Annotated in this window: 24 protein-coding genes; 18 read left to right on the top strand and 6 right to left on the bottom strand. The window is 56.3% G+C overall.

Features of this window, described 5'->3' with window-relative positions:
• Positions 1–24 precede the first annotated feature (24 nt).
• The 11 genes from tar (at position 25) to bglB (ending at position 13,213) form a co-directional block, all read left to right on the top strand.
• Positions 25–1,689 carry a methyl-accepting chemotaxis protein II gene (gene tar / locus BH714_RS09800; protein WP_020883382.1) on the top strand — a complete coding sequence of 555 codons (1,665 nt, stop codon included), beginning with the start codon at positions 25–27 and terminating at the stop codon, positions 1,687–1,689.
• Between the two features lie 44 nt (positions 1,690–1,733).
• Complete coding sequence (gene tap, locus BH714_RS09795; RefSeq protein ID WP_032680769.1) at positions 1,734–3,335, top strand: methyl-accepting chemotaxis protein IV; 1,602 nt, start codon at positions 1,734–1,736, stop codon at positions 3,333–3,335.
• A 19-nt stretch (positions 3,336–3,354) separates the two neighbouring features.
• A complete protein-coding gene (gene cheR, locus BH714_RS09790) occupies positions 3,355–4,221 on the top strand; it encodes a protein-glutamate O-methyltransferase CheR (RefSeq protein WP_040017798.1) in 867 nt (288 codons plus the stop codon).
• Positions 4,218–5,267 (top strand): protein-glutamate methylesterase/protein-glutamine glutaminase, encoded by a 1,050-nt coding sequence (locus BH714_RS09785; protein WP_014170663.1) that lies wholly within the window; start codon positions 4,218–4,220, stop codon positions 5,265–5,267. The genes cheR and BH714_RS09785 overlap by 4 nt, the downstream gene beginning before the upstream one ends.
• Before the next feature lie 17 nt (positions 5,268–5,284).
• Positions 5,285–5,674, top strand: coding sequence for a chemotaxis response regulator CheY (gene cheY, locus BH714_RS09780; RefSeq protein ID WP_000763862.1), 390 nt, complete (start codon positions 5,285–5,287; stop codon positions 5,672–5,674).
• A 13-nt stretch (positions 5,675–5,687) separates the two neighbouring features.
• Positions 5,688–6,332: a protein phosphatase CheZ gene (gene cheZ / locus BH714_RS09775; protein WP_013096065.1), complete on the top strand. Its 645-nt coding sequence runs from the start codon at positions 5,688–5,690 to the stop codon at positions 6,330–6,332.
• Positions 6,333–6,609: 277 nt separating this feature from the next.
• A complete protein-coding gene (gene flhB, locus BH714_RS09770) occupies positions 6,610–7,758 on the top strand; it encodes a flagellar biosynthesis protein FlhB (RefSeq protein ID WP_014170659.1) in 1,149 nt (382 codons plus the stop codon).
• On the top strand, positions 7,751–9,829 hold the full coding sequence (flhA, locus tag BH714_RS09765) for a flagellar biosynthesis protein FlhA (protein WP_014170658.1): 2,079 nt from the start codon (positions 7,751–7,753) through the stop codon (positions 9,827–9,829). The genes flhB and flhA overlap by 8 nt, the downstream gene beginning before the upstream one ends.
• Complete coding sequence (flhE, locus tag BH714_RS09760; protein WP_040017796.1) at positions 9,829–10,221, top strand: flagellar protein FlhE; 393 nt, start codon at positions 9,829–9,831, stop codon at positions 10,219–10,221. Before flhA ends, flhE begins: the two co-directional genes overlap by 1 nt.
• Positions 10,222–10,485: 264 nt before the next feature.
• Positions 10,486–12,069: an MFS transporter gene (locus BH714_RS09755; RefSeq protein WP_040017795.1), complete on the top strand. Its 1,584-nt coding sequence runs from the start codon at positions 10,486–10,488 to the stop codon at positions 12,067–12,069.
• 4 nt (positions 12,070–12,073) lie between these two features.
• The gene (gene bglB / locus BH714_RS09750; protein WP_040017793.1) at positions 12,074–13,213 is read left to right on the top strand and encodes a beta-galactosidase BglB; all 1,140 of its coding nucleotides are present in this window, start codon (positions 12,074–12,076) and stop codon (positions 13,211–13,213) included.
• A 34-nt stretch (positions 13,214–13,247) separates the two neighbouring features.
• Here the strand turns inward: bglB and argS are convergent, their stop codons facing one another.
• Positions 13,248–14,981, bottom strand: coding sequence for an arginine--tRNA ligase (gene argS, locus BH714_RS09745; protein ID WP_014170653.1), 1,734 nt, complete (start codon positions 14,979–14,981; stop codon positions 13,248–13,250).
• Positions 14,982–15,220: 239 nt separating this feature from the next.
• Between argS and BH714_RS09740 the strand changes: the two genes are divergently transcribed.
• A complete protein-coding gene (locus tag BH714_RS09740; RefSeq protein WP_020883387.1) occupies positions 15,221–15,781 on the top strand; it encodes a VOC family protein in 561 nt (186 codons plus the stop codon).
• A 76-nt stretch (positions 15,782–15,857) separates the two neighbouring features.
• Positions 15,858–16,601 (top strand): copper homeostasis protein CutC, encoded by a 744-nt coding sequence (cutC, locus tag BH714_RS09735; RefSeq protein ID WP_040017792.1) that lies wholly within the window; start codon positions 15,858–15,860, stop codon positions 16,599–16,601.
• A 184-nt stretch (positions 16,602–16,785) separates the two neighbouring features.
• Here the strand turns inward: cutC and cmoB are convergent, their stop codons facing one another.
• From cmoB to BH714_RS09710, 5 genes are read right to left on the bottom strand one after another with little or no spacing between them, the layout of a single operon-like run.
• Positions 16,786–17,757, bottom strand: coding sequence for a tRNA 5-methoxyuridine(34)/uridine 5-oxyacetic acid(34) synthase CmoB (cmoB, locus tag BH714_RS09730; protein WP_020883389.1), 972 nt, complete (start codon positions 17,755–17,757; stop codon positions 16,786–16,788).
• Complete coding sequence (cmoA, locus tag BH714_RS09725; protein ID WP_014170649.1) at positions 17,754–18,497, bottom strand: carboxy-S-adenosyl-L-methionine synthase CmoA; 744 nt, start codon at positions 18,495–18,497, stop codon at positions 17,754–17,756. Before cmoA ends, cmoB begins: the two co-directional genes overlap by 4 nt.
• A 40-nt stretch (positions 18,498–18,537) precedes the next feature.
• The gene (locus tag BH714_RS09720; RefSeq protein WP_020883391.1) at positions 18,538–18,933 is read right to left on the bottom strand and encodes an MAPEG family protein; all 396 of its coding nucleotides are present in this window, start codon (positions 18,931–18,933) and stop codon (positions 18,538–18,540) included.
• Between the two features lie 51 nt (positions 18,934–18,984).
• Positions 18,985–19,803 (bottom strand): DUF72 domain-containing protein, encoded by an 819-nt coding sequence (locus tag BH714_RS09715; protein ID WP_040017790.1) that lies wholly within the window; start codon positions 19,801–19,803, stop codon positions 18,985–18,987.
• Positions 19,800–20,366 (bottom strand): hydrolase, encoded by a 567-nt coding sequence (locus BH714_RS09710; protein ID WP_032678431.1) that lies wholly within the window; start codon positions 20,364–20,366, stop codon positions 19,800–19,802. The genes BH714_RS09715 and BH714_RS09710 overlap by 4 nt, the downstream gene beginning before the upstream one ends.
• A gap of 264 nt (positions 20,367–20,630) precedes the next feature.
• Here BH714_RS09710 and aspS point away from each other — a divergent pair, with 264 nt between their 5' ends.
• From aspS to ruvA, 5 genes are all read left to right on the top strand, one after another.
• Complete coding sequence (gene aspS / locus BH714_RS09705; RefSeq protein ID WP_040017789.1) at positions 20,631–22,418, top strand: aspartate--tRNA ligase; 1,788 nt, start codon at positions 20,631–20,633, stop codon at positions 22,416–22,418.
• A 1-nt stretch (position 22,419) separates the two neighbouring features.
• Positions 22,420–22,863, top strand: a complete 444-nt coding sequence (gene nudB, locus BH714_RS09700) for a dihydroneopterin triphosphate diphosphatase (RefSeq protein WP_014170644.1) — start codon at positions 22,420–22,422, stop codon at positions 22,861–22,863.
• Positions 22,864–22,890: 27 nt separating this feature from the next.
• On the top strand, positions 22,891–23,631 hold the full coding sequence (locus BH714_RS09695) for a YebC/PmpR family DNA-binding transcriptional regulator (protein WP_014170643.1): 741 nt from the start codon (positions 22,891–22,893) through the stop codon (positions 23,629–23,631).
• Between the two features lie 34 nt (positions 23,632–23,665).
• Positions 23,666–24,187 carry a crossover junction endodeoxyribonuclease RuvC gene (gene ruvC, locus BH714_RS09690; RefSeq protein WP_025203848.1) on the top strand — a complete coding sequence of 174 codons (522 nt, stop codon included), beginning with the start codon at positions 23,666–23,668 and terminating at the stop codon, positions 24,185–24,187.
• A gap of 80 nt (positions 24,188–24,267) precedes the next feature.
• On the top strand, positions 24,268–24,879 hold the full coding sequence (ruvA, locus tag BH714_RS09685) for a Holliday junction branch migration protein RuvA (RefSeq protein WP_020883395.1): 612 nt from the start codon (positions 24,268–24,270) through the stop codon (positions 24,877–24,879).
• The last annotated feature ends 2 nt before the right edge of the window (positions 24,880–24,881 follow it).

Genomic DNA, 24,881 nt, shown 5'->3' with positions numbered 1-24,881 from the left:
AATAAATCTATGAGAAGGTGTTGTATGTTGAACCGTATCCGCGTTGTCACAATGCTTATGATGGTGCTGGTCATTTTCGCACTTCTTCAGCTTACCTCCGGCGGGCTTTTTTTCTCGTCACTTAAACAAAACCAGGACAGTTTCGCCGCCTCGAACGATCTCCGCGTACAGCAGAGTGAACTGACGTCGACGTGGGATCTGATGCTGCAAACGCGTATCAACCTGAGCCGCTCTTCCGCCCGCATGATGATGGATCCAAATAATCAGCAGAGCAGTGCGAAAACGGAATTGCTGAAAAATGCGCGGGCGACCCTTGCTGACGCCGCGAAACACTACGACGCCTTTAAGAAAATCACGCCACAGCCTGCCATGGCGCAGGTGAGCCAGAATATCGATGAAAAGTACAACGCCTACTATGCCGGTCTGACGGAGCTTATTCAGTTCCTGGAAAGCGGCAACATGGACGCGTATTTCGCGCAACCTACCCAGGGGATGCAAAACGCCCTTGGTGCGGCACTCGGGGAATACGCCAAAGCCAGTGGCGACCTGTATCACTCGGCCTTTACGCAAAGCCAGAATGATTACCGCTTTGCCAAATGGCAGATGGCCGTCATGGCGCTGGCGCTGGTCATCGTGCTGGTGGGCGTGTGGTACGGCATTCGCCACATCCTGCTTAATCCTCTCGGTCGCGTCATTGCCCACATTCGCGAGATTGCCGGTGGTGACCTGACCAAAACGCTGACCGTCTCCGGGCGCAATGAAATTACCGAGCTGGCAAACAGCGTTGATCATATGCAGCGCTCGCTAATTGAGACCGTCGCCAACGTGCGTAACGGATCGGAAGCCATTTATACCGGTACCAGCGAAATTGCGATGGGCAACAACGATCTGTCGTCGCGCACCGAACAGCAGGCGTCGGCGCTCGAAGAGACCGCCGCCAGCATGGAGCAACTTACCGCGACCGTGAAGCAGAACGCGGACAACGCCCGTCAGGCCTCACAGCTGGCGGAAAGCGCGTCCGAAACGGCGCAGCGAGGCGGTCGCGTGGTGGACGGCGTGGTGAAAACCATGCACGAAATTGCCGACAGTTCGAAAAAAATCGCCGACATCATTAGCGTTATCGACGGCATCGCTTTCCAGACCAATATCCTCGCCCTCAACGCTGCCGTTGAAGCCGCACGTGCGGGCGAGCAGGGTCGCGGGTTTGCCGTGGTGGCCGGGGAAGTGCGCAACCTTGCCAGCCGCAGTGCCAACGCGGCGAAAGAGATCAAGGCCCTGATTGAAGACTCCGTTTCCCGCGTCGATACCGGCTCCGTGCTGGTAGAAAGCGCAGGGGAAACCATGAATGACATCGTGAATGCCGTTACCCGCGTAACGGACATCATGGGTGAAATCGCCTCTGCGTCTGATGAGCAGAGTCGTGGTATCGATCAGGTCGCTCTGGCGGTATCGGAAATGGATCGCGTGACACAACAAAACGCCGCGCTGGTGCAGGAGTCCGCTGCGGCGGCCGCTGCGCTGGAAGACCAGGCAAGCCGTCTGAAGATGGCCGTCTCGGCGTTTCGTCTCGCTTCACTCGCTGGAAACACGGTCACCCCGCAAGCAACGTATCTCGCGCCTGCCGCAGCAGCGGCAGCGACCCGTAAACCTGCAGCGACGACCGGACATGAAAACTGGGAAACATTTTGACTGACATTTAAACCGCGGCTGCTTGCCGCATGATGGGAGCGTGGATGTTAAATCGTATTCGTATCTCGACCACACTGTTTTTGATTCTGATCCTTTGCGGTGTGTTGCAGGTTGGCAGTAACGGGTTGTCTTTTTGGGCGTTTCGCGATGGCTATCAGAATTTGCAGGAAGTTGAGGCGAGTAACCAGCAGCGCGCCGCCGTGGCACAGACGCGCGCCGTACTGTTGCAGGCAAGCACGGCGCTGAACAAAGCGGGAACCTTAACCGCCCTGAGTTATCCGCCGGATGACATCAAGGCGTTGATGGTGACCGCGCGCGACAGCCTGAAGCTGGCTGACGCGCAGTTTAACGCCTTCGCGGCACAGGACGCCGGCAGCGCGGAAGTGAAAGCGCTGAAAGTCGCCATGAAGAAGCGTTTTGATCAGTGGCACAGCGACCTGGATCACCAGGCGACCTGGCTTGAGAACAACCAGCTCTCGGACTTTATGACCGCGCCGGTCCAGGCGTCCCAGGCGGCGTTTGATGCGAGCTTTAATGCCTGGCAGCAGAACATTAACCAGTTTGTCCAACGCGCCGGGAATGACAGCCGTAAAAACTACCATATGTCAGGCGTGATTTTTGCCGTGGTGGTGATTCTGGCGGTGCTGCTGACCGGCGGTGCCCTGTACTGGTCGCGCAGAATGATTGTGCAACCGCTGGCGATCGTCAGCAGCCACTTCGACAGTATTGCGAAGGGTAACCTGGCGCGTCCGGTGGCGGTGTACGGCAAGAACGAAATTTCGGCGATTTTTGCCAGCCTGAAGGCGATGCAGGGCGCCCTGCGGGAAACGGTCTCCGATGTGCGACAGGGCAGTTATGCCATGCACACCGGGATCTCGGAGATTGCGGCAGGCAATAACGATCTCTCGTCGCGCACCGAGCAGCAGGCAGCTTCGCTGGCGCAAACGGCTGCCAGCATGGAGCAGCTCACCGCGACGGTAAGCCAGAACGCGGATAACGCGCGTCAGGCGTCTGACCTGTCCAGACAGGCGGCGATGACGGCGAAGAAAGGGGGCGATCAGGCCTCTCACGTGGCCAGTACCATGCAGGACATTGCCGCCAGTTCACAGAAAATTGGCGACATCATCAGCGTGATTGACGGTATTGCGTTCCAGACCAACATTCTGGCGCTGAACGCGGCCGTTGAAGCGGCACGCGCCGGTGAGCAGGGGCGTGGTTTTGCGGTTGTGGCCGGTGAAGTCCGTAATCTGGCGAGCCGCAGCGCCAACGCCGCGAAAGAAATTAAAGGACTGATTGAAGAGTCCGTCTCTCGCGTCCAGCAAGGCTCTGCCCTGGTGGACACGGCGGCGAAAACCATGCACGAAATCGTCACCTCCGTTACGCGGGTTAACGACATCATGGGCGAGATTGCTTCTGCGTCCGATGAACAGCGTCGCGGAATTGAGCAGGTGGCCCAGGCGGTAAGCCAGATGGATCAGGTCACGCAACAAAACGCCTCGTTAGTGGAGGAAGCGGCAGCGGCAACCGATCAGCTGGCCAGCCAGGCGGATCATCTGACCGGGCTGGTCGCGGTATTTAATGTGAAAGAGCACGTTGAAGCAGTAACAGAAGTCGGGCGGTCGCAGGCCGTGCCAGTTGTATCCTGAATGTAATTAAGAAGGCGCTATGACATCACCAATGCCCCCAGGGCAAACGTCATTACTGTTGCAGATGACACAGCGCCTCGCGCTGTCCGACGCGCATTTTCGTCGGATATGTCAGTTAATCTACCAGCGTGCGGGGATTGTGCTTGCCGATCATAAGCGAGACATGGTCTACAACCGTCTGGTGCGGCGCTTGCGTACGCTGGGGCTGGACGATTTTGGTCGCTATCTGAGCATGCTCGAAGCGAACCAGAACAGCGCAGAGTGGCAGGCTTTTATTAACTCGTTAACCACCAACCTGACCGCATTTTTCCGTGAAGCTCACCACTTCCCAGTCCTGGCGGAGCACGCGCGTCGCCGCAGCGGGGAGTATCGCGTCTGGAGTGCGGCCGCCTCAACCGGGGAAGAGCCGTACTCGCTGGCGATCACCCTTGCCGACACGCTGGGTATGGCGCATGGACGCTGGAAAGTCTACGCCAGTGATATTGATACCGAAGTGCTGGAAAAGGCACGCAACGGCGTGTATCGCCAGGATGAGCTGAAAACGCTGTCACCTCAGCAGTTGCAGCGTTACTTCATGCGCGGAACCGGCCCGCATGAAGGCCTGGTGCGCGTGCGCCAGGAGCTGGCGAACTGTGTCGAATTCGCGCCCGTTAACCTGCTGGATAAGCAGTACAACGTGCCGGGGCCATTCGACGCCATTTTTTGCCGTAACGTCATGATCTATTTTGATAAAACGACGCAACAGGACATTCTGCGTCGGTTTGTTCCGTTGCTCAAGCCTGACGGTTTACTGTTTGCCGGGCACTCGGAAAACTTCAGCAACCTCGTGCGTGAGTTTAGCCTGCGTGGGCAAACGGTATATGCGCTGAGTAAGGAAAAAGCATGAGTAAAATCAGGGTGTTGTCTGTCGACGATTCTGCGCTGATGCGCCAGATCATGACTGAAATTATCAATAGCCACAGCGACATGGAGATGGTGGCGACAGCGCCTGATCCGCTGGTAGCGCGGGATTTAATTAAAAAATATAACCCCGACGTGTTAACGCTGGATGTCGAAATGCCGCGCATGGATGGCATTGATTTCCTGGAAAAATTGATGCGCCTGCGGCCCATGCCGGTGGTGATGGTCTCATCCCTGACCGGAAAAGGATCTGAAATTACCCTGCGTGCGCTGGAGTTAGGGGCGGTGGATTTTGTCACCAAACCTCAGCTTGGCATTCGTGAAGGGATGCTGGCGTACAGCGAAATGATCGCCGAGAAGATCCGCACCGCGTCACGTGCGAAGCTTGCCGCGCACAAACCGATGGATGCACCGGTAACGCTGAAGGCCGGTCCTTTACTCAGTTCAGAAAAACTGCTGGTGATTGGGGCGTCAACCGGGGGAACAGAGGCAATTCGTCATGTACTCCAGCCATTGCCGCTGTCAAGTCCGGGTATTCTGATCACGCAGCATATGCCACCAGGCTTTACCCGCTCGTTCGCCGAGCGTCTGAACAAGCTGTGTCAGATCAGCGTGAAAGAGGCGGAAGACGGTGAGCGCGTACTCCCCGGCCATGCGTATATCGCACCGGGTGACAAGCATATGGAGCTGGCGCGCAGTGGCGCTAACTATCAAATCAAAATTCATGACGGGCCGCCGGTAAACCGGCACCGTCCGTCGGTGGATGTGCTGTTTCATTCGGTGGCGAAACATGCGGGGCGCAACGCCGTTGGGGTGATCCTGACGGGGATGGGTAACGACGGTGCCGCCGGAATGCTTGCAATGCACCAGGCTGGCGCCTGGACGATTGCGCAGAATGAAGCAAGTTGTGTGGTGTTCGGCATGCCGCGCGAGGCCATCAATATGGGTGGCGTGAGCGAAGTGGTCGATCTTAGCCAGGTAAGCCAGCAGATGCTGGCGAAAATCAGTGCCGGACAGGCAATACGTATTTGACTCAGGAGTATTATTTTATGGCGGATAAAGAGCTTAAGTTTTTGGTTGTGGATGACTTTTCCACCATGCGTCGTATCGTACGCAACCTGCTGAAAGAGCTGGGCTTCAACAACGTTGAAGAAGCAGAAGACGGCGTTGATGCGCTGAACAAACTGCAGGCGGGCGGGTTTGGTTTTGTTATCTCCGACTGGAACATGCCAAACATGGACGGTCTGGAACTGCTGAAAACCATCCGTGCGGACGCGGGAATGGCGTCATTGCCGGTTCTGATGGTGACCGCAGAAGCGAAAAAAGAGAACATTATTGCCGCAGCACAGGCGGGCGCTAGTGGCTATGTCGTGAAGCCGTTCACTGCGGCCACCCTGGAAGAGAAGCTCGGTAAGATCTTCGAGAAACTCGGCATGTGAGGTGTTGGTTATGATGATGCAACCTGCTATGAAACCCGTTGAAGAACACTCGCCCAGCGATATCATTGCCCGCATCGGCAGCCTGACACGCATGCTGCGTGACAGCCTGCGTGAACTGGGGCTGGACCAGGCAATTGCTGAAGCGGCGGAAGCCATTCCGGATGCCCGCGATCGTCTGGACTACGTTGTGCAGATGACCGCTCAGGCGGCTGAACGTGCGCTGAACAGCGTTGAAGCGTCACAACCGCATCAGGATGCGATGGAGAAAGGCGCGAAAGCGCTGACCAAACGCTGGGATGAGTGGTTTGAGAATCCAATCGAGCTGGCGGATGCCCGCGAGCTGGTCACGGATACCCGTCAGTTCCTGGGCGATGTGCCGGGCCACACCAGCTTTACCAACGCGCAGCTGCTGGACATCATGATGGCGCAGGATTTCCAGGACCTCACGGGCCAGGTTATCAAGCGCATGATGGATGTGATTCAGGAAATTGAACGTCAGCTGCTGATGGTGCTGCTGGAGAACATTCCGGAACCGGCCGCTCGTCCAAAACGCGAGAACGAAAGCCTGCTCAACGGTCCACAGCTCGACGCCACCAAAGCGGGCGTTGTGGCAAGCCAGGATCAGGTAGACGATCTGCTGGACAGCCTTGGTTTCTGATTGAGGTGATGACCCTCAGGTTGCGTACGCAACCTGAGGGTATGCCGCTTAATTTTGAGTGCATAACGCTGGGGTGGCTGGCCCTTGCTCACGCCCTGCTTGCTGACAGTCTTGCCAAACGCTATCTCAAATTTTTTTTTTGCCGTTTTTTACTCATCACCCGATTGCTCCGACGCTGAACTGGCTAAAAGAACCCGGTTATTGGGTTTTTTCAACCCATTGATGAAGGGTCAGGCTGGCATGATACCCGTGACTAAATGGGCTGCGAGCAGGCACTGTGGCAGAAGAGAACGACGACAAAACGGAAGCCCCCACACCCCACCGACTAGAAAAAGCGCGTGAGGAAGGGCAGGTCCCCCGATCCCGAGAACTGACATCCCTGCTGATCCTCATCGTAGGCGTGTGCATTATCTGGTGGGGTGGGGAGGCGCTCGCCCGCAAACTGGCGGGAATGCTCTCGGCTGGCCTACGTTTTGACCACAGTATGGTCAACGACCCTAACCTGATCCTCAGCCAGATAATCCTGCTCGTTAAAGATGCCATGCTTGCGCTGTTGCCCCTGATTACCGGCGTCGTGCTGGTGGCGCTGGTCTCGCCCGTGATGCTGGGCGGTCTGGTGTTTAGCGGGAAATCGCTGCAACCCAAGTTTTCGAAACTGAACCCGCTGCCGGGGATTGCGAAAATGTTCTCGGCGCAAACCGGTGCGGAGTTGCTTAAAGCGATTCTTAAATCGGTCCTGATGGGCAGTACCGGCGGTTTTTTTCTGTGGCACCACTGGCCGGAAATGATGCGCCTTATCAGCGAATCGCCGTTAACCGCGATGAGCAATGCGCTGAACCTGGCCGGGCTCTGTGCCCTGCTGGTGGTGCTCAGCATTATTCCCATGGTGGGTTTTGACGTTATCTTCCAGCTTTACAGCCACTTCAAGAAACTGCGCATGTCTCGTCAGGATATTCGGGATGAATATAAGCAGATGGAAGGTGACCCGCACGTGAAAGGGCGTATCCGCCAGATGCAGCGTGCTGCCGCCCGTCGACGGATGATGGAAGATGTGCCAAAAGCCGACGTCATTGTGACTAACCCGACACACTATTCCGTTGCGCTGCAGTACGACGAAAACAAAATGAGCGCGCCGAAAGTGGTGGCGAAAGGGGCGGGGCTTATCGCCCTGCGTATTCGTGAAATTGGTACCGAAAACCGGGTGCCCATACTCGAAGCGCCTCCGCTGGCGCGAGCGCTGTATCGCCATGCGGAAATTGGACAACAGATCCCAGGACAACTCTACGCCGCGGTGGCGGAAGTGCTGGCCTGGGTATGGCAGTTGAAACGCTGGCGTCTGGCTGGCGGTCAACGGCCTGTGAAACCTGAGAACCTTCCGGTGCCTGACGCGCTGGATTTTATGAACGAGAAGGACACTGATGGCTAATCTGGTGGCAATGTTGCGCCTACCCGGCAACCTGAAATCGACGCAATGGCAGATCCTTGCCGGACCGATTCTCATCCTGCTAATTCTGTCGATGATGGTGTTGCCGCTTCCGGCGTTCATCCTCGACCTGCTTTTCACATTCAACATTGCGTTGTCCATTATGGTTTTGCTGGTGGCGATGTTCACCCAGCGCACCCTTGAGTTCGCCGCATTCCCGACCATTCTGCTGTTTACCACCTTGTTAAGGCTGGCGCTGAACGTGGCGTCAACCCGTATCATCCTGATGGAAGGCCATACCGGTGCTGCTGCGGCGGGTAAAGTGGTTGAGGCATTCGGCCACTTCCTGGTCGGCGGTAACTTTGCCATCGGTATCGTGGTGTTCGTCATTCTCGTCATCATTAACTTTATGGTTATCACCAAAGGTGCCGGACGTATCGCGGAAGTGGGCGCGCGTTTTGTGCTTGACGGGATGCCGGGCAAGCAGATGGCCATCGACGCGGATCTGAACGCCGGGCTTATTGCCGAAGATGAAGCCAAAAAGCGCCGCTCGGAAGTGACGCAGGAAGCTGACTTCTACGGCTCAATGGACGGTGCGAGTAAGTTTGTTCGCGGTGATGCCATTGCGGGCATCCTGATCATGGTGATTAACGTGGTCGGCGGCCTGCTGGTGGGCGTGCTGCAGCACGGTATGGACATGGGCCACGCGGCGGAAAGCTATACGCTGCTGACCATTGGTGACGGTCTGGTGGCGCAGATCCCGGCGCTGGTCATCTCAACGGCGGCGGGGGTTATCGTGACCCGCGTCAGTACCGATCAGGATGTTGGCGAGCAGATGGTCGGGCAGCTCTTCAGCAACCCGCGCGTGATGCTGCTGGCCGCTGCGGTGCTGGGCCTGCTCGGTCTGGTGCCGGGAATGCCAAACCTGGTGTTCCTGCTGTTCACTGCGGCATTGCTGGGTCTTGCCTGGTGGATGCGTGGCCGTGAGATGACCCCGGCAGCGGAACCTGCTCCGGTAAAAATGCCGGAGAACACGCAGGCCGTGGAAGCGACCTGGAACGACGTTCAACTGGAAGACTCGCTGGGAATGGAAGTAGGGTATCGCCTCATCCCGATGGTCGATTTCCAGCAGGATGGCGAACTGTTGGGCCGAATCCGCAGCATCCGTAAAAAATTCGCCCAGGACATGGGCTTCCTGCCGCCGGTGGTTCACATCCGCGACAATATGGATCTGCCGCCAGCGCGCTATCGTATTCTGATGAAAGGCGTAGAGATTGGCAGCGGTGATGCTTATCCAGGCCGCTGGCTGGCCATTAATCCAGGCACCGCGGCGGGTACGCTGCCGGGCGAGCAAACCATCGACCCGGCCTTTGGCCTGGCTGCCATCTGGATTGAAAGTGCGCTGAAAGAGCAGGCGCAAATTCAGGGCTACACCGTGGTGGAGGCGAGTACCGTGGTGGCGACCCACCTGAACCATCTGATTGGACAATTCTCGGCAGAGCTGTTTGGTCGTCAGGAAGCCCAGCAACTGCTCGATCGCGTCACGCAGGAGATGCCGAAGCTGACAGAAGATCTCGTGCCAGGCGTCGTGACGCTGACCACGCTGCACAAGGTGCTGCAAAACCTGCTCGAGGAAAAAGTGCCGATCCGCGATATGCGTACCATTCTGGAAACCCTCGCCGAGCATGCACCGTTGCAAAGCGATCCGCACGAACTGACGGCGGTGGTGCGTGTGGCTCTGGGACGGGCGATCACGCAGCAGTGGTTCCCGGGCACCGGGGAAGTGCAGGTTATCGGCCTCGATACGCCGCTTGAACGTCTGCTGCTGCAGGCTCTGCAGGGCGGTGGAGGGCTGGAACCTGGCCTGGCCGACCGTCTGCTGGAGCAAACACAAGAGGCGCTGGCGCGTCAGGAGATGCTGGGGGCGCCACCGGTTCTGCTGGTGAACCATGCGCTGCGTCCGCTGCTGTCACGCTTCCTGCGCCGTAGCCTGAACCAGCTGGTCGTGCTGTCGAATATGGAGTTGTCGGATAACCGTCATATCCGTATGACGGCGACGATCGGAGGAAAATAATGCGTAAGTGGTTATGGATTTTACTTTTTCCGCTGGTGGCCCAGGCCGCCGGGGAAGGGACCTGGCAGACCAGCAGCATTGGCGTGACCCTCAGCAACCGCGGTGTCGCCATGTCTTCGCGACCGCTATCACCGACTGAGCCGGTGTCCGGTCTGATGACCCTGGTGGTCTGGAACTACACGCTTATTGGCCCAACGCCTGCCGGGCTTCGGGTACGGCTGTGCTCCCAGACACGCTGTACGGAAATTGACGGAGAGAATGGCACCACTCAGGCCTTCAACGGCGTGCCTGCTGTCGAACCTTTGCGCTTTATCTGGGAAGTGCCGGGCGGCGGACGCCTGATCCCTGCGCTGAAAGTTCAACGTAATTCCGTCATCGTCAACTACCGCTAATACCCCGCCTTCTGCGTCAGCCATCAGCCATTTCTGATGGCTGGCTCGCAAAAAATGACCTCCTCTTTTGATGTAAAAGAAACGCTGTTTTATAAATCAGTGACACGCGTAACGACACTCTTTGCATTTTTGCCAGCCGCTTGCCGGTGATGGCAAAAACAGAAAGGTATCACCAGGTCGATACTCTTACTGTAGCCGTGTAATAACTCCCGGATCAGATTTTGCTTACAGGGAGTCTCCCAAAACTGAGTAGGGTTGACGGCAATGAAAACACGAAAAATTGGACTCGCAAATTATCTTGCTTACGGGTCAGGCGATTTCCTCGGGGCGGGAACCACCGCCCTGACGGCGGCCTGGCTTTTGTATTTTTATACAACGTTCTGTGGACTCTCCCCGATTGAAGCAACCTTCATCTTTGCCGCCGCAAGGGTACTGGATGCCGTCGTCAGCCCTTTGATGGGCTTTTTGACCGATAACTTTGGCACGACCTGGCTCGGCAAGCGCTTCGGTCGGCGTAAGTTCTTTATTCTGCTGGGGATCCCGTGCGTGTTCAGCTACTCCCTGATGTGGGTGGGGGAGATGAGTTTCTGGTATTACCTGCTGACCTATCTGGTGTTCGATATCGTCTACACCATGATTCTGGTGCCGTACGAAACGCTGGTGCCGGAAATGACCGATGACTTCAAACAGAAAACCCGCTTCTCAGGTGCCCGTATCTCGATGGCGCAAATGTCTGCCATCCTGGCCTCATTCCTGCCGGGGATCCTGCTCACGCATTTCGGCAAAGACAATGCGGTCTCCTTTTTCTATGCAAGCCTGGTCTTCTCCGTGCTGTGCGCGCTGATGCTCATGCTCGTCTGGTTCTTCACCTGGGAGCGGCCGCGGGAAGAGTGGAGCGAAGCCGCCCTGCGTGCCGAAGAGGAGAAGAAGAAACTGTCGCTCGGGCAGAGCCTCAACCGCCTGTTTGTGGAGTTGAGCTCTACGCTGCGCGTGAGAATTTTTCGTCAGCATCTGGGGATGTACCTTGGCGGGTATATCGCCCAGGACGTCTTTAATGCCGTGTTTACCTACTACGTGGTTTTCGTGCTGATGCAGGAAGCATCCATGGCCTCCAGCCTGCTGGGCACGATGGCCATCTTCCAGTTTATTGCGGTTATCGCCATGATCCCGCTGTGCATTCGCTTCGGACCCGCGCCGTCCTATCGGATGGTCGTGGTGCTGTTTGGCCTGGCATCGCTTTCCTACGCCGTGCTGTATTACGCGGGCCTGAGTGATATCTACTCTCTGCTATTGCTGGTCTCTGCAGTTGCCGGTCTGGGACGCGGTGGGATCAACTATGTACCGTGGAATACCTACACCTACATTGCTGATGTCGATGAAGTGATCACCGGCCAGCGCCGCGAAGGGATTTTCGCCGGCATCATGACGCTGACCCGTAAAGCCTCGCAGGCGGGGGCGGTAATGCTGGTGGGCATTGTGATGCAGATGTCCGGCTTTGTCAGCGGACAAAAGATCCAGCCCGCGGAAGTGAGCCACACCATTCTGCTGATCCTGAGCGTGGGAACGCTTCTGGTTCTGTTCTGCGGCTTCCTGGTTTCGCTGCGTTTCAAACTCAATTTGCACACCCACACCACGCTGCGTGAAGAGACCGCCAAAATGCGCGCGTCTGGCCGCGCCATTCCTGAGAGTGCGACATCAGAAGCCCGCGCCACCGTGGAGATGCTGGCCGGTATGCCTTATGCGTCGCTGTGGGGCAATAACAACATCGGTTATCTGAATCGTAATAAGCCTGCGGCACCTTCGCTGAAGGGGCGTGCGGTACTGAATTCGACATACAACAGAGGTTAAGATAATGAAAGTTTGGCCGGTCAAACACAGTCCACTCCTGCGTCAGCCTGCGCATTTCATCGCCCGGGACGAGCTGAAATCGCTGATTGAAAAGGTGACGCATAACCTCGTTAATATCCACGATACAACAGGTGAGTTTTTACTGCGCCTGGACGACGGGCGGGTCATTGACACCAAAGGATGGGCAGGCTGGGAGTGGACCCACGGCGTGGGGTTATACGGTATCTGGCAGTATTACTGCCAGACGGGCGACGAAGCGATGCGTGACATCATTGACCGCTGGTTTGCCGATCGTTTCAGGGAAGGGGCGACCACCAAAAACGTGAATACCATGTCACCGTTCCTGACGCTGGCTTATCGTTACGAAGAGACCAGAAACCCGGCCTGGCTGCCGTGGCTGGAAAGTTGGGCGGAGTGGGCCATGAATGAGATGCCGCGCACCGACCATGGCGGCATGCAGCACATCACCCTGGCGGAAGAGAATTCTCAGCAGATGTGGGATGACACGCTGATGATGACGGTTCTGCCGCTGGCGAAAATCGGCAAGCTCCTTAATAAACCGGAGTACGTTGAAGAGGCGGTGTATCAGTTTCTGCTGCACGTGCAAAACCTGATGGATCGCGAAACCGGCCTGTGGTTCCACGGCTGGAATTACGAAGGCCACCATAACTTTGCGAAGGCACGCTGGGCACGAGGCAACAGCTGGCTGACCATCGTGATCCCGGATTTCCTTGAGCTGGTGGATTTGCCTGAACATAACGCCGTTCGCCGCTACCTTGTGCAGGTGCTGAACGCGCAGATTGCGGCCCTCGCCAAATGTCAGGACGATAGCGGCCTGTGGCATACGCTGCTCGACGATCCGCACGCCTACCTTGAGGCGTCAGCTACGGCAGGCTTTGCCTACGGTATTCTGAAAGCGGTGCGTAAACGCTATGTCGGCGCGGAATATGCTGAGGTGGCGGAGAAAGCGATTCGCGGCATTGTGGGAAAAATCTCGCCGGAAGGGGAGTTACTGCAGACGTCGTTCGGTACGGGGATGGGCAGCGATCTGGCGTTCTATCGCCAGATCCCACTCACGTCGATGCCCTATGGACAGGCCATGGCAATCCTGTGTTTAACGGAATACCTGCGCAAATATTTTTGAACATAAAAAACCCGGCGATGGCCGGGTTTGTTTATTACATGCGCTCTACGGTTTCGATACCCAGGGTATCCAGACCCAGCTTCAGGGTCTTCGCCGTCAGCTGAGCCAGCTTCAGGCGGCTGTTGCGGACCGCTTCGCTTTCCGCAGACAGGATAGGGCAGTGTTCGTAGAAACCGGAGAACAGACCCGCCAGATCGTACAGGTAAGAGCACATCACGTGCGGGGTACCGTCACGTGCGACAACGGCCAGCGTCTCTTCAAACTGCAGCAGACGTGCCGCCAGCTGGGCTTCGCGATCTTCGGAAATGATCACCTCAGCATTGGCCAGCGCGCTTTCATCGATACTGGCTTTACGGAACACGGAGAGCACGCGGGTGTAGGCGTACTGCATATACGGCGCAGTATTACCTTCAAAGGCCAGCATGTTATCCCAGTCGAAGATATAGTCGGTGGTACGGTTCTTGGAGAGATCCGCGTACTTCACTGCACCGATACCCACGGCGTTGGCGAGTTTTTCCAGCTCATCGGCAGGCATATCCGGATTCTTCTCGGCCACCAGACGGCGGGCGCGTTCCAGCGCTTCGTCCAGCAGGTCGGACAGCTTCACGGTACCGCCCGCACGGGTTTTGAACGGCTTACCGTCTTTACCCAGCATCATGCCGAACATATGGTGTTCAAGCGGCACGGAATCCGGCACGTAGCCTGCTTTGCGCACGATAGTCCACGCCTGCATCAGGTGCTGGTGCTGACGGGAGTCGATGTAGTACAGCACGCGATCCGCATGCAGCGTTTCGTAACGGTATTTCGCACAGGCGATATCGGTGGTGGTGTAGAGATAGCCGCCATCCTTTTTCTGGATGATCACGCCCATCGGTTCACCTTCCTTGTTTTTATACTCATCAAGGAACACGACCGTAGCGCCTTCGCTCTCAACCGCCAGGTTTTTGGCCTTCAGGTCAGCCACAATGCCAGGCAGCATCGGGTTATAGAGGCTTTCACCCATCACATCGTCACGGGTCAGGGTGACGTTCAGACGGTTATAGGTGAGCTGGTTCTGGGACATGGTGATGTCAACCAGTTTGCGCCACATCTCGAGGAAGTACGGGTCGCCGCCCTGCAGTTTTACCACGTAACTGCGCGCGCGCTCGGCAAAAGCGTCGTCTTCGTCGTAGTGTTTTTTAGCTTCGCGGTAGAACCCTTCCAGGTCTGCCAGGGCCATCTCACCCGCATTTTCCTGCTGCTGTTTTTCCAGGTAAGCAATCAGCATCCCGAACTGGGTACCCCAGTCGCCCACGTGGTTCGCGCGGATCACTTTGTGACCGAGGAATTCCAGGGTACGCACGGCCGCGTCACCGATAATGGTGGAACGCAGGTGCCCGACGTGCATCTCTTTCGCCACGTTTGGCGCTGAGTAGTCAATCACCACGGTCTGCGCTTCTGGCTGGGAAACACCCAGACGGTCAGATTTCAGCGCCGCGTCAACGTGGCGTGCCAGGAAAGCAGGCTCAAGGAAGATGTTGATAAATCCAGGGCCGGCGATTTCAGTTTTGCTGGCAATACCGGTGAGATCCAGATGAGTCAGCACCTGCTCAGCGAGTTGTCGCGGCGGCATACCCAGTTTTTTAGCCACTGCCATCACGCCATTAGCCTGATAGTCGCCAAACTGTACTTTTGCTGACTGACGAACCTGCGGTTCGCAATCCGCAGGCGCACCTGCGGCAATCAGTGCCTGACTGACTTTTTCGGAGAGAAGAGCCTGAATATTCACCTGGATACCTTACATTTTTGATGCGGGCAAATAACCGCCCGCGCCAGTTAAAGAATTTAGGGCGGGAGTATACTGCAAATGCCTTCTGGCGTCAGCATTGCGGGGGCCGAAGATTGCTCAGAATCCAGGCTAAGAAAGCATGCATAAACATGCAGTCGTAAAAACCGCTATTCAGAGGTTGGTCGAAAGAAGGCAACAGAGTAAATTAGCGGCTTTGCGACACGATAAGAGACTGACGTATGGCGAACTGGCACTCCATTGACGAACTGCATGATATTTCCGCAGATTTACCGCGCTTCACCCAGGCGTTCACAGAACTTGCCACCCGCCTTGGTCTGGATATTGCGCCGCTTGAGGCCGATCACATCTCCTTGCGCTGCCATCAGAACGCAACCGCCGAGCGCTGGCGTCGCGGATTTGAACAGTGTGGCGAGTTGCTCTCAGAGAACGTCATTAACGGTCGCCCCATCTGCCTGTTCAAACTGCATGAACCGGTGTGCGTGGCTCACTGGCAGTTCAGTGTGGTCGAATTGCCCTGGCCGGGCGAGAAACGCTATCCGCATGAAGGCTGGGAGCATATCGAAATTGTCCTGCCGGGTGAGCCCGAAACGCTGAATGCCCGTGCACTGGCGCTGTTGTCTGACGAGGGCCTGAGCAAGCCTGGTATTTTTGTGAAAACAAGTTCCCCGAAAGGCGAACGTGAGCGTCTGCCTAATCCTACTCTGGCCGTCACTGACGGACAGGTTACCGTGAAGTTCCATCCCTGGACGATTGAACAGATTGTTGCCAGCGAAGCATAAGATGTGACCGTACGCTGAGACCGGGCGTAGCCTGCGTGTCATGATGGTGCGTTAAGTGGATATTAAGGAGGATGTAATGGCGCTGCTGGAGATTTGTTGTTACAGCGTGGAGTGTGCCGTCACCGCGCAACAGCACGGGGCTGACCGCATTGAACTGTGCGCCGCACCCAAAGAGGGTGGGTTAACGCCTTCATACGGGATGCTGAAGTCTGCCCGTCAGGCTGTCACCGTTCCGGTACACCCGATTATTCGTCCTCGCGGCGGCGATTTCTGTTACACGCCGGGCGAGTTCAGTGCCATGCTTGAAGATATCACTCTCGTTGGCGATCTGGGATTCCCCGGCCTGGTTATTGGGTTGCTTGATGAAGACGGCAATGTCGATCTGCCGCGCATGCGTCAGGTCATGAACGCGGCAAAAGGGATGGCGGTCACTTTTCATCGCGCGTTTGATATGTGTAAAGATCCCCTGCAATCCTTTGATATTCTTGCTGAACTTGGCGTGGCGCGGGTCCTGACATCGGGTCAGCAGTCCTCTGCTGAAAAAGGACTGCAATTAATTACGGAACTAAAAGCACATTCCGGTGTTCCAATAATAATGGCGGGTGCGGGAGTGCGTGCCAGCAATATGGAACTGTTTTTAAACGCCGGGGTAGAGGAGCTTCACAGCTCTGCGGGCAAATGGATGCCATCGCCCATGCGTTATCGCAACACAGGGTTGTCAATGTCGACGGATGCTGAAGCGGATGAGTACTCACGCTACGGTGTAGAGGGAGCGTCGGTTGCGGTAATGAAAACGATGATTGAACGTCATCACGTGTAGCAACGTACCGATTTTTACCGCGCATCATGTCGCCCAATATGATGCTTGCTTGTACCAGGCCCCTGCAATTTCAACAGGGGCCTTTTTTTATGCCCCTCACCCTAACCCTCTCCCCAAAGAGGAGAGGGGACTGTACGGTGCGGTCTTTTCTCCCGCGCCCCTTTGGGAAGAGGACCGGGGGAATCTACGGTTTCGTCGCGATCAACACCGCGCGCATTGGCGCAGGATACCCTTCGACAGTCTTGCTGTGGTCTGCCGGGTCGAGGAATTCCGCCAGCGATTCGGTGATCATCCAGTCGGTGCGACGCTGTTCTTCAGTTGACGTTACGCAGACATCGGCAATACGGACATCCACAAAACCGCACTTCTCCAGCCAGTTTTTCAGCGCCGGCGCGGAAGGGATAAAGTAAACGTTCCGCATCTGCGCATAGCGATCGCCCGGCACCAGAACGGTATTTTCATCACCCTCTACCACCAGCGTTTCCAGCACCAGCTCGCCGCCGCTGACCAGCTGATCTTTCAGCTGCCACAGATGTTCGAGTGGGGAGCGGCGGTGGTACAGGACCCCCATCGAAAACACGGTGTCAAACGCCTTGAGGGCAGGGAGCTGCTCAATACCCAACGGCAGCAGGTGCGCGCGCTGGTCGTTACCCAGCAATTTACGCACCGCTTCAAACTGGCACAGGAACAGCTGCATAGGGTCAATCCCCACCGCCAGATGTGCCCCTGCGCCAATCATGCGCCACATGTGGTACCCGCTGCCGCAGCCAACATCCAGAATGGTTCGCCCGGTCAGGTCGGAAAGGTGAGGTAGCACGCGATCCCATTTCCAGTCAGAACGCCATTCAGTATTAATGTTAACGCCGTAGAGTGAGAACGGACCCTTGCGCCACGGCATCAGGTTACGCATCAGCGTTTCAATGCGGTTTATCTGCCCGGGCGGAAGCGGCGTTTCGCTTTGTGCGGTAACGCTGTGGAGCAGATCCAGACGGTGTGGGGTCAGTTCCGGCAGAAACTCCACCGCGTTGGACCACTGCTTTAACAGACCATGCTGCTGATCCCGCTGCCAGGCAGCAATTTGTGCAGGCAGTGTCTCCAGCCAGTGGGAGAGGTGGTTTTTGGCAATCAGCTGATAGAAATTACTGAACTCGATCATGCGATGTCCCCACCTTTCAGCGCCACCAGCGAGCCGAAGTTGAAGCACTGGAACCACAGTTCGCTGTGCTCGAAGCCTGCCTGACGCAGGCGTGCTTTATGGGTTTCGACGGAGTCCGTCAGCATCACGTTTTCGAGCATGCTACGTTTCTGGCTAATTTCCAGTTCGCTATAGCCGTTGGCCCGTTTGAAGTCGTGGTGCATATTGAACAGCAGCTCACCCACTTCGGCATCTTCAAAGCTGAATTTCTCGGACAGCACCAGCGCGCCACCGGGTTTCAGGCCTTTATAAATTTTGTCCAGCAACAGCTGACGGTCTTCAGGCACCAGGAACTGCAGAGTAAAATTCAGAACCACCAGCGACGCGTTATGGATGTCGATATCACGGATATCACCTTCCACAACCTCGACTGGCGTCGGGGCTTTATACGCGTCGATGTGGCGACGGCAGCGTTCCACCATGGCCGGGGAGTTATCGACGGCAATGATTTTGCAGCCTTCATGGTGAACGTTACGACGAACAGACAGCGTTGCCGCGCCGAGCGAGCAGCCCAGATCATACACCTGCGTGCCGGGTTGAACGAAACGCTCAGCCAGCATGCCGATCATAGAGATGATATTGGAATAACCGGGAACAGAGCGCTGGATCATATCCGGGAAGACTTCGGCTACCCGTTCATCGAAGGTCCAGTCGCCCAGGCTGGCGATAGGCGCGGAAAAAAGCGTGTCGCGATCTGACATAACGTAAAAATCCGGGAAAAATAAAGTGGCGTATTGTGCGCTAATGGAAGGAGAAAACCAACTCCCACGGCATATACCAAAGGTTAGCCAGCACCATCAGCAAAAGCGAACACCAGGTCGCGCTCATGCCGGAACGGCGCCAGCGGAATAAGCGATGGTGAAAGCCGTAATAATGCATTAACCGGCCGGCAATCAGAAGCAGGCCGCAGACGTGCACCATCCAGGTTTCCGCGCCGTTCATTTCCATAAACAGCAGCAAAATTAACGCAACGGGGATGTACTCAACCGCGTTACCGTGAATGCGGATAGCGCTCTGTAACTCCGAAAAACCGCCGTCACCGTAAGAAACACGGTACTGCATTCGCAGGCGCACAACATCAAATGAAAACTTAATCAGCAGTAATGCACCTAACACCGCATACAGCGCGCTGACCATACTAACTCCCTGTTTTTGGCAGATGGCACCTTCCTATGATAGGGGCTGATATCAGAAAAGAGAAGATTGTTGTGGGATAGAAGGGGCGCTGCCTACAGACGGAACCGCAGCCTGCAAGGCCTGCCAGAGAACATCGACCAGTTCGGGGGCGTGAGCGATATCCGGCGTATGGAGAAAGAGATACGGCGTGGTGGTTTGCTCCCATTTCGCTAATTTTTGCAGCCAGACGGCGAACATCTCCTGGTTTTGCTGCATATTATCGCTGCCGATAAACCTGACCATCGGGTTTTGCGCGGTGACCACGGCGTGAACAGGCACTCTGGGCTTTTTACGCTGGGCATCAATGATGGCCTCGTTATGTGGGATGGCGCTGTGCACGGGACGGCTGTCGAGAATCACCCGGTTCACCCCGCGCGCATGTAAGCCACGGTTAAGGGCCGTTTCAGCCTCTCCCTTGGCAAAAAACGCCGCATGTCTCACCTCAACGCCATAGGTAAAGTCCTTGGGCAGGGTATCAAGGAACTGCCATAGCGCAGGCAGGTCACGTGGGCTAAAGGTGGCCGGAAGCTGCAACCAGTACTGACCGATGCGGTTCGCCAGCGGTGACATCCGGCCAAAGAACTCGTGGGTCAAATCACCGCAGTTTCGCAGCGCAGCGGTGTGGGAGATCGTCGCCGGAAACTTGAAGCAGAAGCGGAAATCATCGGTCGTCTGGTCGCGCCAGCGCTCAACAATCTCTGCTCTGGGTAGCGCGTAGAGGGTGGTATTGCCCTCGACGCAGTTGAAATGACGGGCATATTCTTCAAGGCTGGTAATACCCAGGCGCACCCATTTCGGGTGCGACCACTGGGGCAGGCCAAGGTAGATCATAGGGCGCTTATAATGTCGTCCGTGCTACGCACGCGGCCAATGCGCGGGAAGATGTGGGTCATACTGCCCTGGTGCTGCTCCGCAGACGCTGCGCTGCATGCATCTTCAGCAATCACCAGGTTAAAGCCCAGTTCCCAGGCGTTTCGGGCGGTGGATTCCACGCCAATGTTGGTGGAGATCCCACAGAGAATCAGGGTGTCGATACCGCGCCGACGCAGCTGCAGCTCAAGATCGGTGCCGTAGAATGCGCCCCACTGGCGTTTGGTCACTTCGATATCGCTGTCCCGTTTGCCGAGCGAAACCGGATAGGTCCACCAGTTTTCAGGTAGTGAATGTGCTGCAACCTGAGCATCGACAGGCTGTTTTAAGGCCTCAGCGAAATCCGCTGACCAGCCAACGCGCACCATGATCACAGGGGCACCGCTGGCACGGCATTTTTCTGCCAGACGCGCGGCGCGGCTGACAACATCTTCGGCGCTGTGCGGGCCTCCGGCAAACGGCAGGATCCCTTCCTGTAAATCAATCACCACAAGCGCGGTTTTGCGGGCATTAAGTGTTAACATGGTAACTCCAGTGAAATGAGTCGCTTCCGCTACACCTTACGACGTAATGACCTGTTATCGGTCGGATAATTTTGTTAATTTTTGTGAGAATACGCAATAAGCGCGCAGCAAACGACCGTCTGGCCGTGGTTCGCTCTTATCGTCCGGCGGAATTTCCAGTATAATAGCCGCCTTTTTTCATCCAGTTGTGACATACAGAAAGCTGCGACATAGTAGCCTGCATTCCAGGCGACATTTAGCCTGCGGCTAATTAAGGGATATCTCATGCGTACAGAATATTGCGGGCAGCTGCGTCAGTCCCACGTTGGACAGCAGGTAACCCTGTGTGGTTGGGTCAATCGTCGTCGTGATCTTGGGAGCCTTATCTTCATCGATATGCGCGACCGCGAAGGTATCGTTCAGGTGTTCTTCGACCCACATCGCGCAGATGCGTTGAAGCTGGCTTCTGAGCTGCGTAATGAGTTCTGCATTCAGGTCACCGGCACCGTACGTGCGCGTGACGAGAAAAACGTTAACGCAGACATGGCGACCGGCGCAGTTGAAGTGCTGGCGTCGGATCTGGTTATCATCAACCGTGCTGAAGCGCTGCCGCTGGACTCCAACCACGTCAACACTGAAGAAGCGCGTCTGAAATACCGCTATCTGGATCTGCGTCGTCCGGAAATGGCTCAGCGCCTGAAAACCCGTGCGAAAATCACCAGCCTGGTGCGTCGCTTTATGGATGACCACGGTTTCCTCGACATCGAAACCCCGATGCTGACCAAAGCCACGCCGGAAGGCGCGCGAGATTACCTGGTTCCATCCCGTGTACACAAAGGCAAATTCTACGCGCTGCCACAGTCTCCTCAGCTGTTCAAACAGCTGCTGATGATGTCCGGCTTCGATCGCTACTATCAGATTGTAAAATGCTTCCGCGACGAAGACCTGCGTGCTGACCGTCAGCCAGAATTTACCCAGATCGATGTGGAAACCTCCTTCATGACGGCCGAGCAGGTGCGTGAAGTGATGGAAGCCCTGGTGCGCAGTCTGTGGAATGACGTGAAAGGCGTGGAACTGGGTGATTTCCCCATCATGACCTTCGCTGAAGCTGAACGTCGCTACGGCTCTGACAAACCAGACCTGCGTAACCCGATGGAGCTGGTGGACGTTGCAGACCTGGTGAAATCCGTTGAGTTCGCGGTATTTGCCGGCCCGGCTAACGATCCAAAAGGTCGCGTGGCTGCCCTGCGTGTACCGGGCGGTGCGGCGCTGAGCCGTAAGCAGATTGACGATTACGGCAACTTCATCAAGATCTACGGCGCGAAAGGTCTGGCCTATATTAAAGTGACCGAACGTGCGAAAGGTCTGGAAGGCATTACCAGCCCGGTGGCGAAATTCCTGAACGCGGAAATCGTGGAAGCGATCCTCGAGCGTACCGGCGCACAGGATGGCGACATGATCTTCTTTGGCGCAGACAACAAGAAAATCGTTGCTGACGCGATGGGCGCGCTGCGTCTGAAGCTGGGTAAAGACCTGAGCCTGACGGACGAGAGCAAATGGGCTCCGCTGTGGCTAATCGACTTCCCAATGTTCGAAGACGACGGTGAAGGCGGCCTGACCGCAATGCACCACCCGTTCACCTCGCCAAAAGACATGACGGCGGCAGAGCTGAAAGCGGCACCGGAAGATGCGGTAGCAAACGCGTATGACATGGTTATCAACGGCTACGAAGTGGGTGGCGGTTCCGTGCGTATTCACAGCGGCGAAATGCAGCAAACCGTGTTTGGTATTCTGGGAATCAACGAGCACGAACAGCGCGAGAAATTCGGCTTCCTGCTGGACGCCCTGAAATACGGTACGCCGCCACACGCGGGTCTGGCATTCGGTCTTGACCGTTTGACCATGCTGCTGACCGGCACCGACAACATTCGTGATGTTATCGCCTTCCCGAAAACCACGGCTGCGGCCTGTCTGATGACGGAAGCCCCAAGCTTTGCCAACCCGGCCGCGCTGGCTGAGCTGGGCATTCAGGTGCTTCCGAAAGCTTCAAAAGAGATTTCGGAGAACGAATAATATGCAGTATAAGCGTCCCGTTTCGGTTCTGGTTGTCATTTATGCAGAAGATACGAAACGGGTGCTGATGTTGCAGCGGCGCGATGACCCTGATTTCTGGCAGTCGGTTACCGGCAGCCTGGAAGAGGGGGAGACCGCGTCGCAGGCCGCCGCGCGCGAAGTAAAGGAAGAGGTCACCATTGACGTTGCTTGCGAGCAACTGACCCTGAAGGACTGTCAGCGCACGGTGGAGTTTGAAATTTTTAGCCATTTACGTCATCGCTATGCGCCGGGTATTGAGCGCAATACGGAATCGTGGTTCTGTCTCGCGCTCCCCCATGAACGGGAGATCGTGTTTACCGAACACCTGACCTACCGCTGGGTGGATGCGGCGGATGCCGCTGCACTGACCAAATCGTGGAGCAACCGGCAGGCGATTGAAGAATTTGTAATTAACGTAGCCTGAAAAGGCGCGCTCTTTGAGGAAATTTTTATGGCAGGTCATAGTAAGTGGGCCAACACCAAACACCGCAAAGCGGCACAGGATGCCAAGCGCGGTAAGATCTTCACCAAAATTATTCGTGAGCTGGTTACAGCGGCACGTCTGGGCGGCGGCGATGCGGCGTCTAACCCGCGTCTGCGCGCGGCAGTGGATAAAGCCCTGTCCAACAACATGACGCGTGACACCCTGAACCGTGCTATCGCACGTGGCGTAGGCGGTGATGAAGACGCGAACATGGAAACCATCATTTATGAAGGTTACGGTCCTGGCGGTACGGCGGTGATGGTTGAATGTCTGTCCGACAACCGTAACCGTACCGTAGCGGAAGTGCGTCATGCCTTCAGCAAATGCGGTGGTAACCTGGGCACTGACGGCTCCGTGGCCTATCTGTTCAGCAAAAAAGGCGTCATCTCCTTCGAGAAAGGCGACGAAGACGTAATCATGGAAGCGGCGCTGGAAGCCGGTGCAGAAGACGTTGTGACCTATGATGATGGCGCAATCGACGTCTACACCGCGTGGGAAGAGATGGGCGCGGTACGTGACGCGCTGGAAGCGGCGGGTCTGAAAGCAGACAACGCTGAAGTTTCCATGATCCCGTCAACCAAAGCGGACATGGATGCGGAAACGGCACCTAAACTGCTGCGTCTGATCGACATGCTCGAAGACTGCGACGACGTGCAGGAAGTGTATCATAACGGTGAAATCTCTGATGAGGTTGCAGCGACTCTCTGATGAGAGCGTATAAACCGTTTACGGGAGACGCGTGATGTCGATTATCCTCGGGATTGACCCCGGCTCGCGCGTCACCGGTTATGGCGTCATCCGGCAGGTAGGGCGCCAGTTAACCTACCTTGGCAGCGGCTGTATTCGGACCAAAGTGGACGATCTGCCGTCGCGCCTGAAGCTAATCTATGCTGGCGTGTCGGAGATCATCACCCAGTTTCAACCCGACTTTTTTGCCATCGAGCAGGTCTTTATGGCGAAAAACGCCGATTCAGCGTTGAAACTGGGTCAGGCACGGGGCGTCGCCATTGTTGCGGCGGTGAATCAGGATCTTCCGGTGTTCGAATACGCAGCCAGACAGGTTAAACAGACCGTCGTGGGGATTGGTAGCGCGGAGAAAAGTCAGGTGCAGCATATGGTGCGCACGCTCCTGAAGCTTCCCGCGAACCCGCAGGCAGATGCCGCCGATGCGCTGGCGATAGCCATTACCCACTGTCATATAAGCCAGAACGCGGTTCAGATGAGCGAATCGCGGCTTAATCTGGCGCGAGGCAGGTTACGATAATGACAAATCAGGCTGGATGTTTATCCAGCCTTTTTTTATTATGTCGGCAGTTAATTTCTTCCAGAACGCAGGAGCGTCACGTGATAGGCAGACTCAGAGGCATCATCATTGAAAAACAACCCCCGTTAGTGCTGCTGGAAGTCGGTGGCGTGGGCTATGAAGTCCATATGCCGATGACCTGCTTCTATGAGTTGCCGGACGCGGGCAAAGAGGCAATTGTCTTTACCCAGTTTGTGGTGCGTGAAGATGCCCAGTTGCTATATGGCTTCAACAACAAACAGGAACGGATGCTGTTTCGCGAGCTGATCAAAACTAACGGCGTCGGGCCGAAGCTGGCGCTGGCAATTTTGTCCGGCATGTCCGCTCCGCAGTTCGTCAATGCCGTTGAGCGCGAAGATCCTGCTGCGCTGATTAAACTCCCAGGTATCGGCAAGAAAACCGCGGAGCGTCTGATTGTCGAGATGAAAGACCGCTTTAAAGGTCTACATGGCGATCTGTTCACGCCTGCCGCTGATCTGGTGCTTACCTCGCCGGGCGCACAAGCCTCTGACGATGCAGAACAGGAAGCGGTTGCTGCGCTGGTGGCGCTGGGATATAAACCTCAGGAGGCCAGCCGGATGGTGAGCAAAATTGCCAAACCGGATGCCAGTAGTGAAACCCTGATTCGTGAAGCGCTACGCGCGGCATTGTGAGG

The organism is Enterobacter ludwigii (assembly GCF_001750725.1).
In the GTDB taxonomy this organism is placed as follows: Bacteria; Pseudomonadota; Gammaproteobacteria; order Enterobacterales; family Enterobacteriaceae; genus Enterobacter; species Enterobacter ludwigii.
Note: the sequence above shows the minus strand (reverse complement) of the source record. Positions and strands in the feature narration are given on the sequence as shown.

Excerpts from the sequence above, each read along its gene's own strand:
- tar (WP_020883382.1), top strand. The coding sequence starts at position 25 with ATGTTGAACCGTATCCGCGTTGTCACAATGCTTATGATGGTGCTGGTC.
- tap (WP_032680769.1), top strand. The coding sequence starts at position 1,734 with ATGTTAAATCGTATTCGTATCTCGACCACACTGTTTTTGATTCTGATC.
- cheR (WP_040017798.1), top strand. The coding sequence starts at position 3,355 with ATGACATCACCAATGCCCCCAGGGCAAACGTCATTACTGTTGCAGATG.
- BH714_RS09785 (WP_014170663.1), top strand. The coding sequence starts at position 4,218 with ATGAGTAAAATCAGGGTGTTGTCTGTCGACGATTCTGCGCTGATGCGC.
- cheY (WP_000763862.1), top strand. The coding sequence starts at position 5,285 with ATGGCGGATAAAGAGCTTAAGTTTTTGGTTGTGGATGACTTTTCCACC.
- cheZ (WP_013096065.1), top strand. The coding sequence starts at position 5,688 with ATGATGCAACCTGCTATGAAACCCGTTGAAGAACACTCGCCCAGCGAT.
- flhA (WP_014170658.1), top strand. The coding sequence starts at position 7,751 with ATGGCTAATCTGGTGGCAATGTTGCGCCTACCCGGCAACCTGAAATCG.
- flhE (WP_040017796.1), top strand. The coding sequence starts at position 9,829 with ATGCGTAAGTGGTTATGGATTTTACTTTTTCCGCTGGTGGCCCAGGCC.
- BH714_RS09755 (WP_040017795.1), top strand. The coding sequence starts at position 10,486 with ATGAAAACACGAAAAATTGGACTCGCAAATTATCTTGCTTACGGGTCA.
- bglB (WP_040017793.1), top strand. The coding sequence starts at position 12,074 with ATGAAAGTTTGGCCGGTCAAACACAGTCCACTCCTGCGTCAGCCTGCG.
- BH714_RS09740 (WP_020883387.1), top strand. The coding sequence starts at position 15,221 with ATGGCGAACTGGCACTCCATTGACGAACTGCATGATATTTCCGCAGAT.
- cutC (WP_040017792.1), top strand. The coding sequence starts at position 15,858 with ATGGCGCTGCTGGAGATTTGTTGTTACAGCGTGGAGTGTGCCGTCACC.
- cmoB (WP_020883389.1), bottom strand. The coding sequence starts at position 17,757 with ATGATCGAGTTCAGTAATTTCTATCAGCTGATTGCCAAAAACCACCTC.
- cmoA (WP_014170649.1), bottom strand. The coding sequence starts at position 18,497 with ATGTCAGATCGCGACACGCTTTTTTCCGCGCCTATCGCCAGCCTGGGC.
- BH714_RS09720 (WP_020883391.1), bottom strand. The coding sequence starts at position 18,933 with ATGGTCAGCGCGCTGTATGCGGTGTTAGGTGCATTACTGCTGATTAAG.
- BH714_RS09715 (WP_040017790.1), bottom strand. The coding sequence starts at position 19,803 with ATGATCTACCTTGGCCTGCCCCAGTGGTCGCACCCGAAATGGGTGCGC.
- BH714_RS09710 (WP_032678431.1), bottom strand. The coding sequence starts at position 20,366 with ATGTTAACACTTAATGCCCGCAAAACCGCGCTTGTGGTGATTGATTTA.
- aspS (WP_040017789.1), top strand. The coding sequence starts at position 20,631 with ATGCGTACAGAATATTGCGGGCAGCTGCGTCAGTCCCACGTTGGACAG.
- nudB (WP_014170644.1), top strand. The coding sequence starts at position 22,420 with ATGCAGTATAAGCGTCCCGTTTCGGTTCTGGTTGTCATTTATGCAGAA.
- BH714_RS09695 (WP_014170643.1), top strand. The coding sequence starts at position 22,891 with ATGGCAGGTCATAGTAAGTGGGCCAACACCAAACACCGCAAAGCGGCA.
- ruvC (WP_025203848.1), top strand. The coding sequence starts at position 23,666 with ATGTCGATTATCCTCGGGATTGACCCCGGCTCGCGCGTCACCGGTTAT.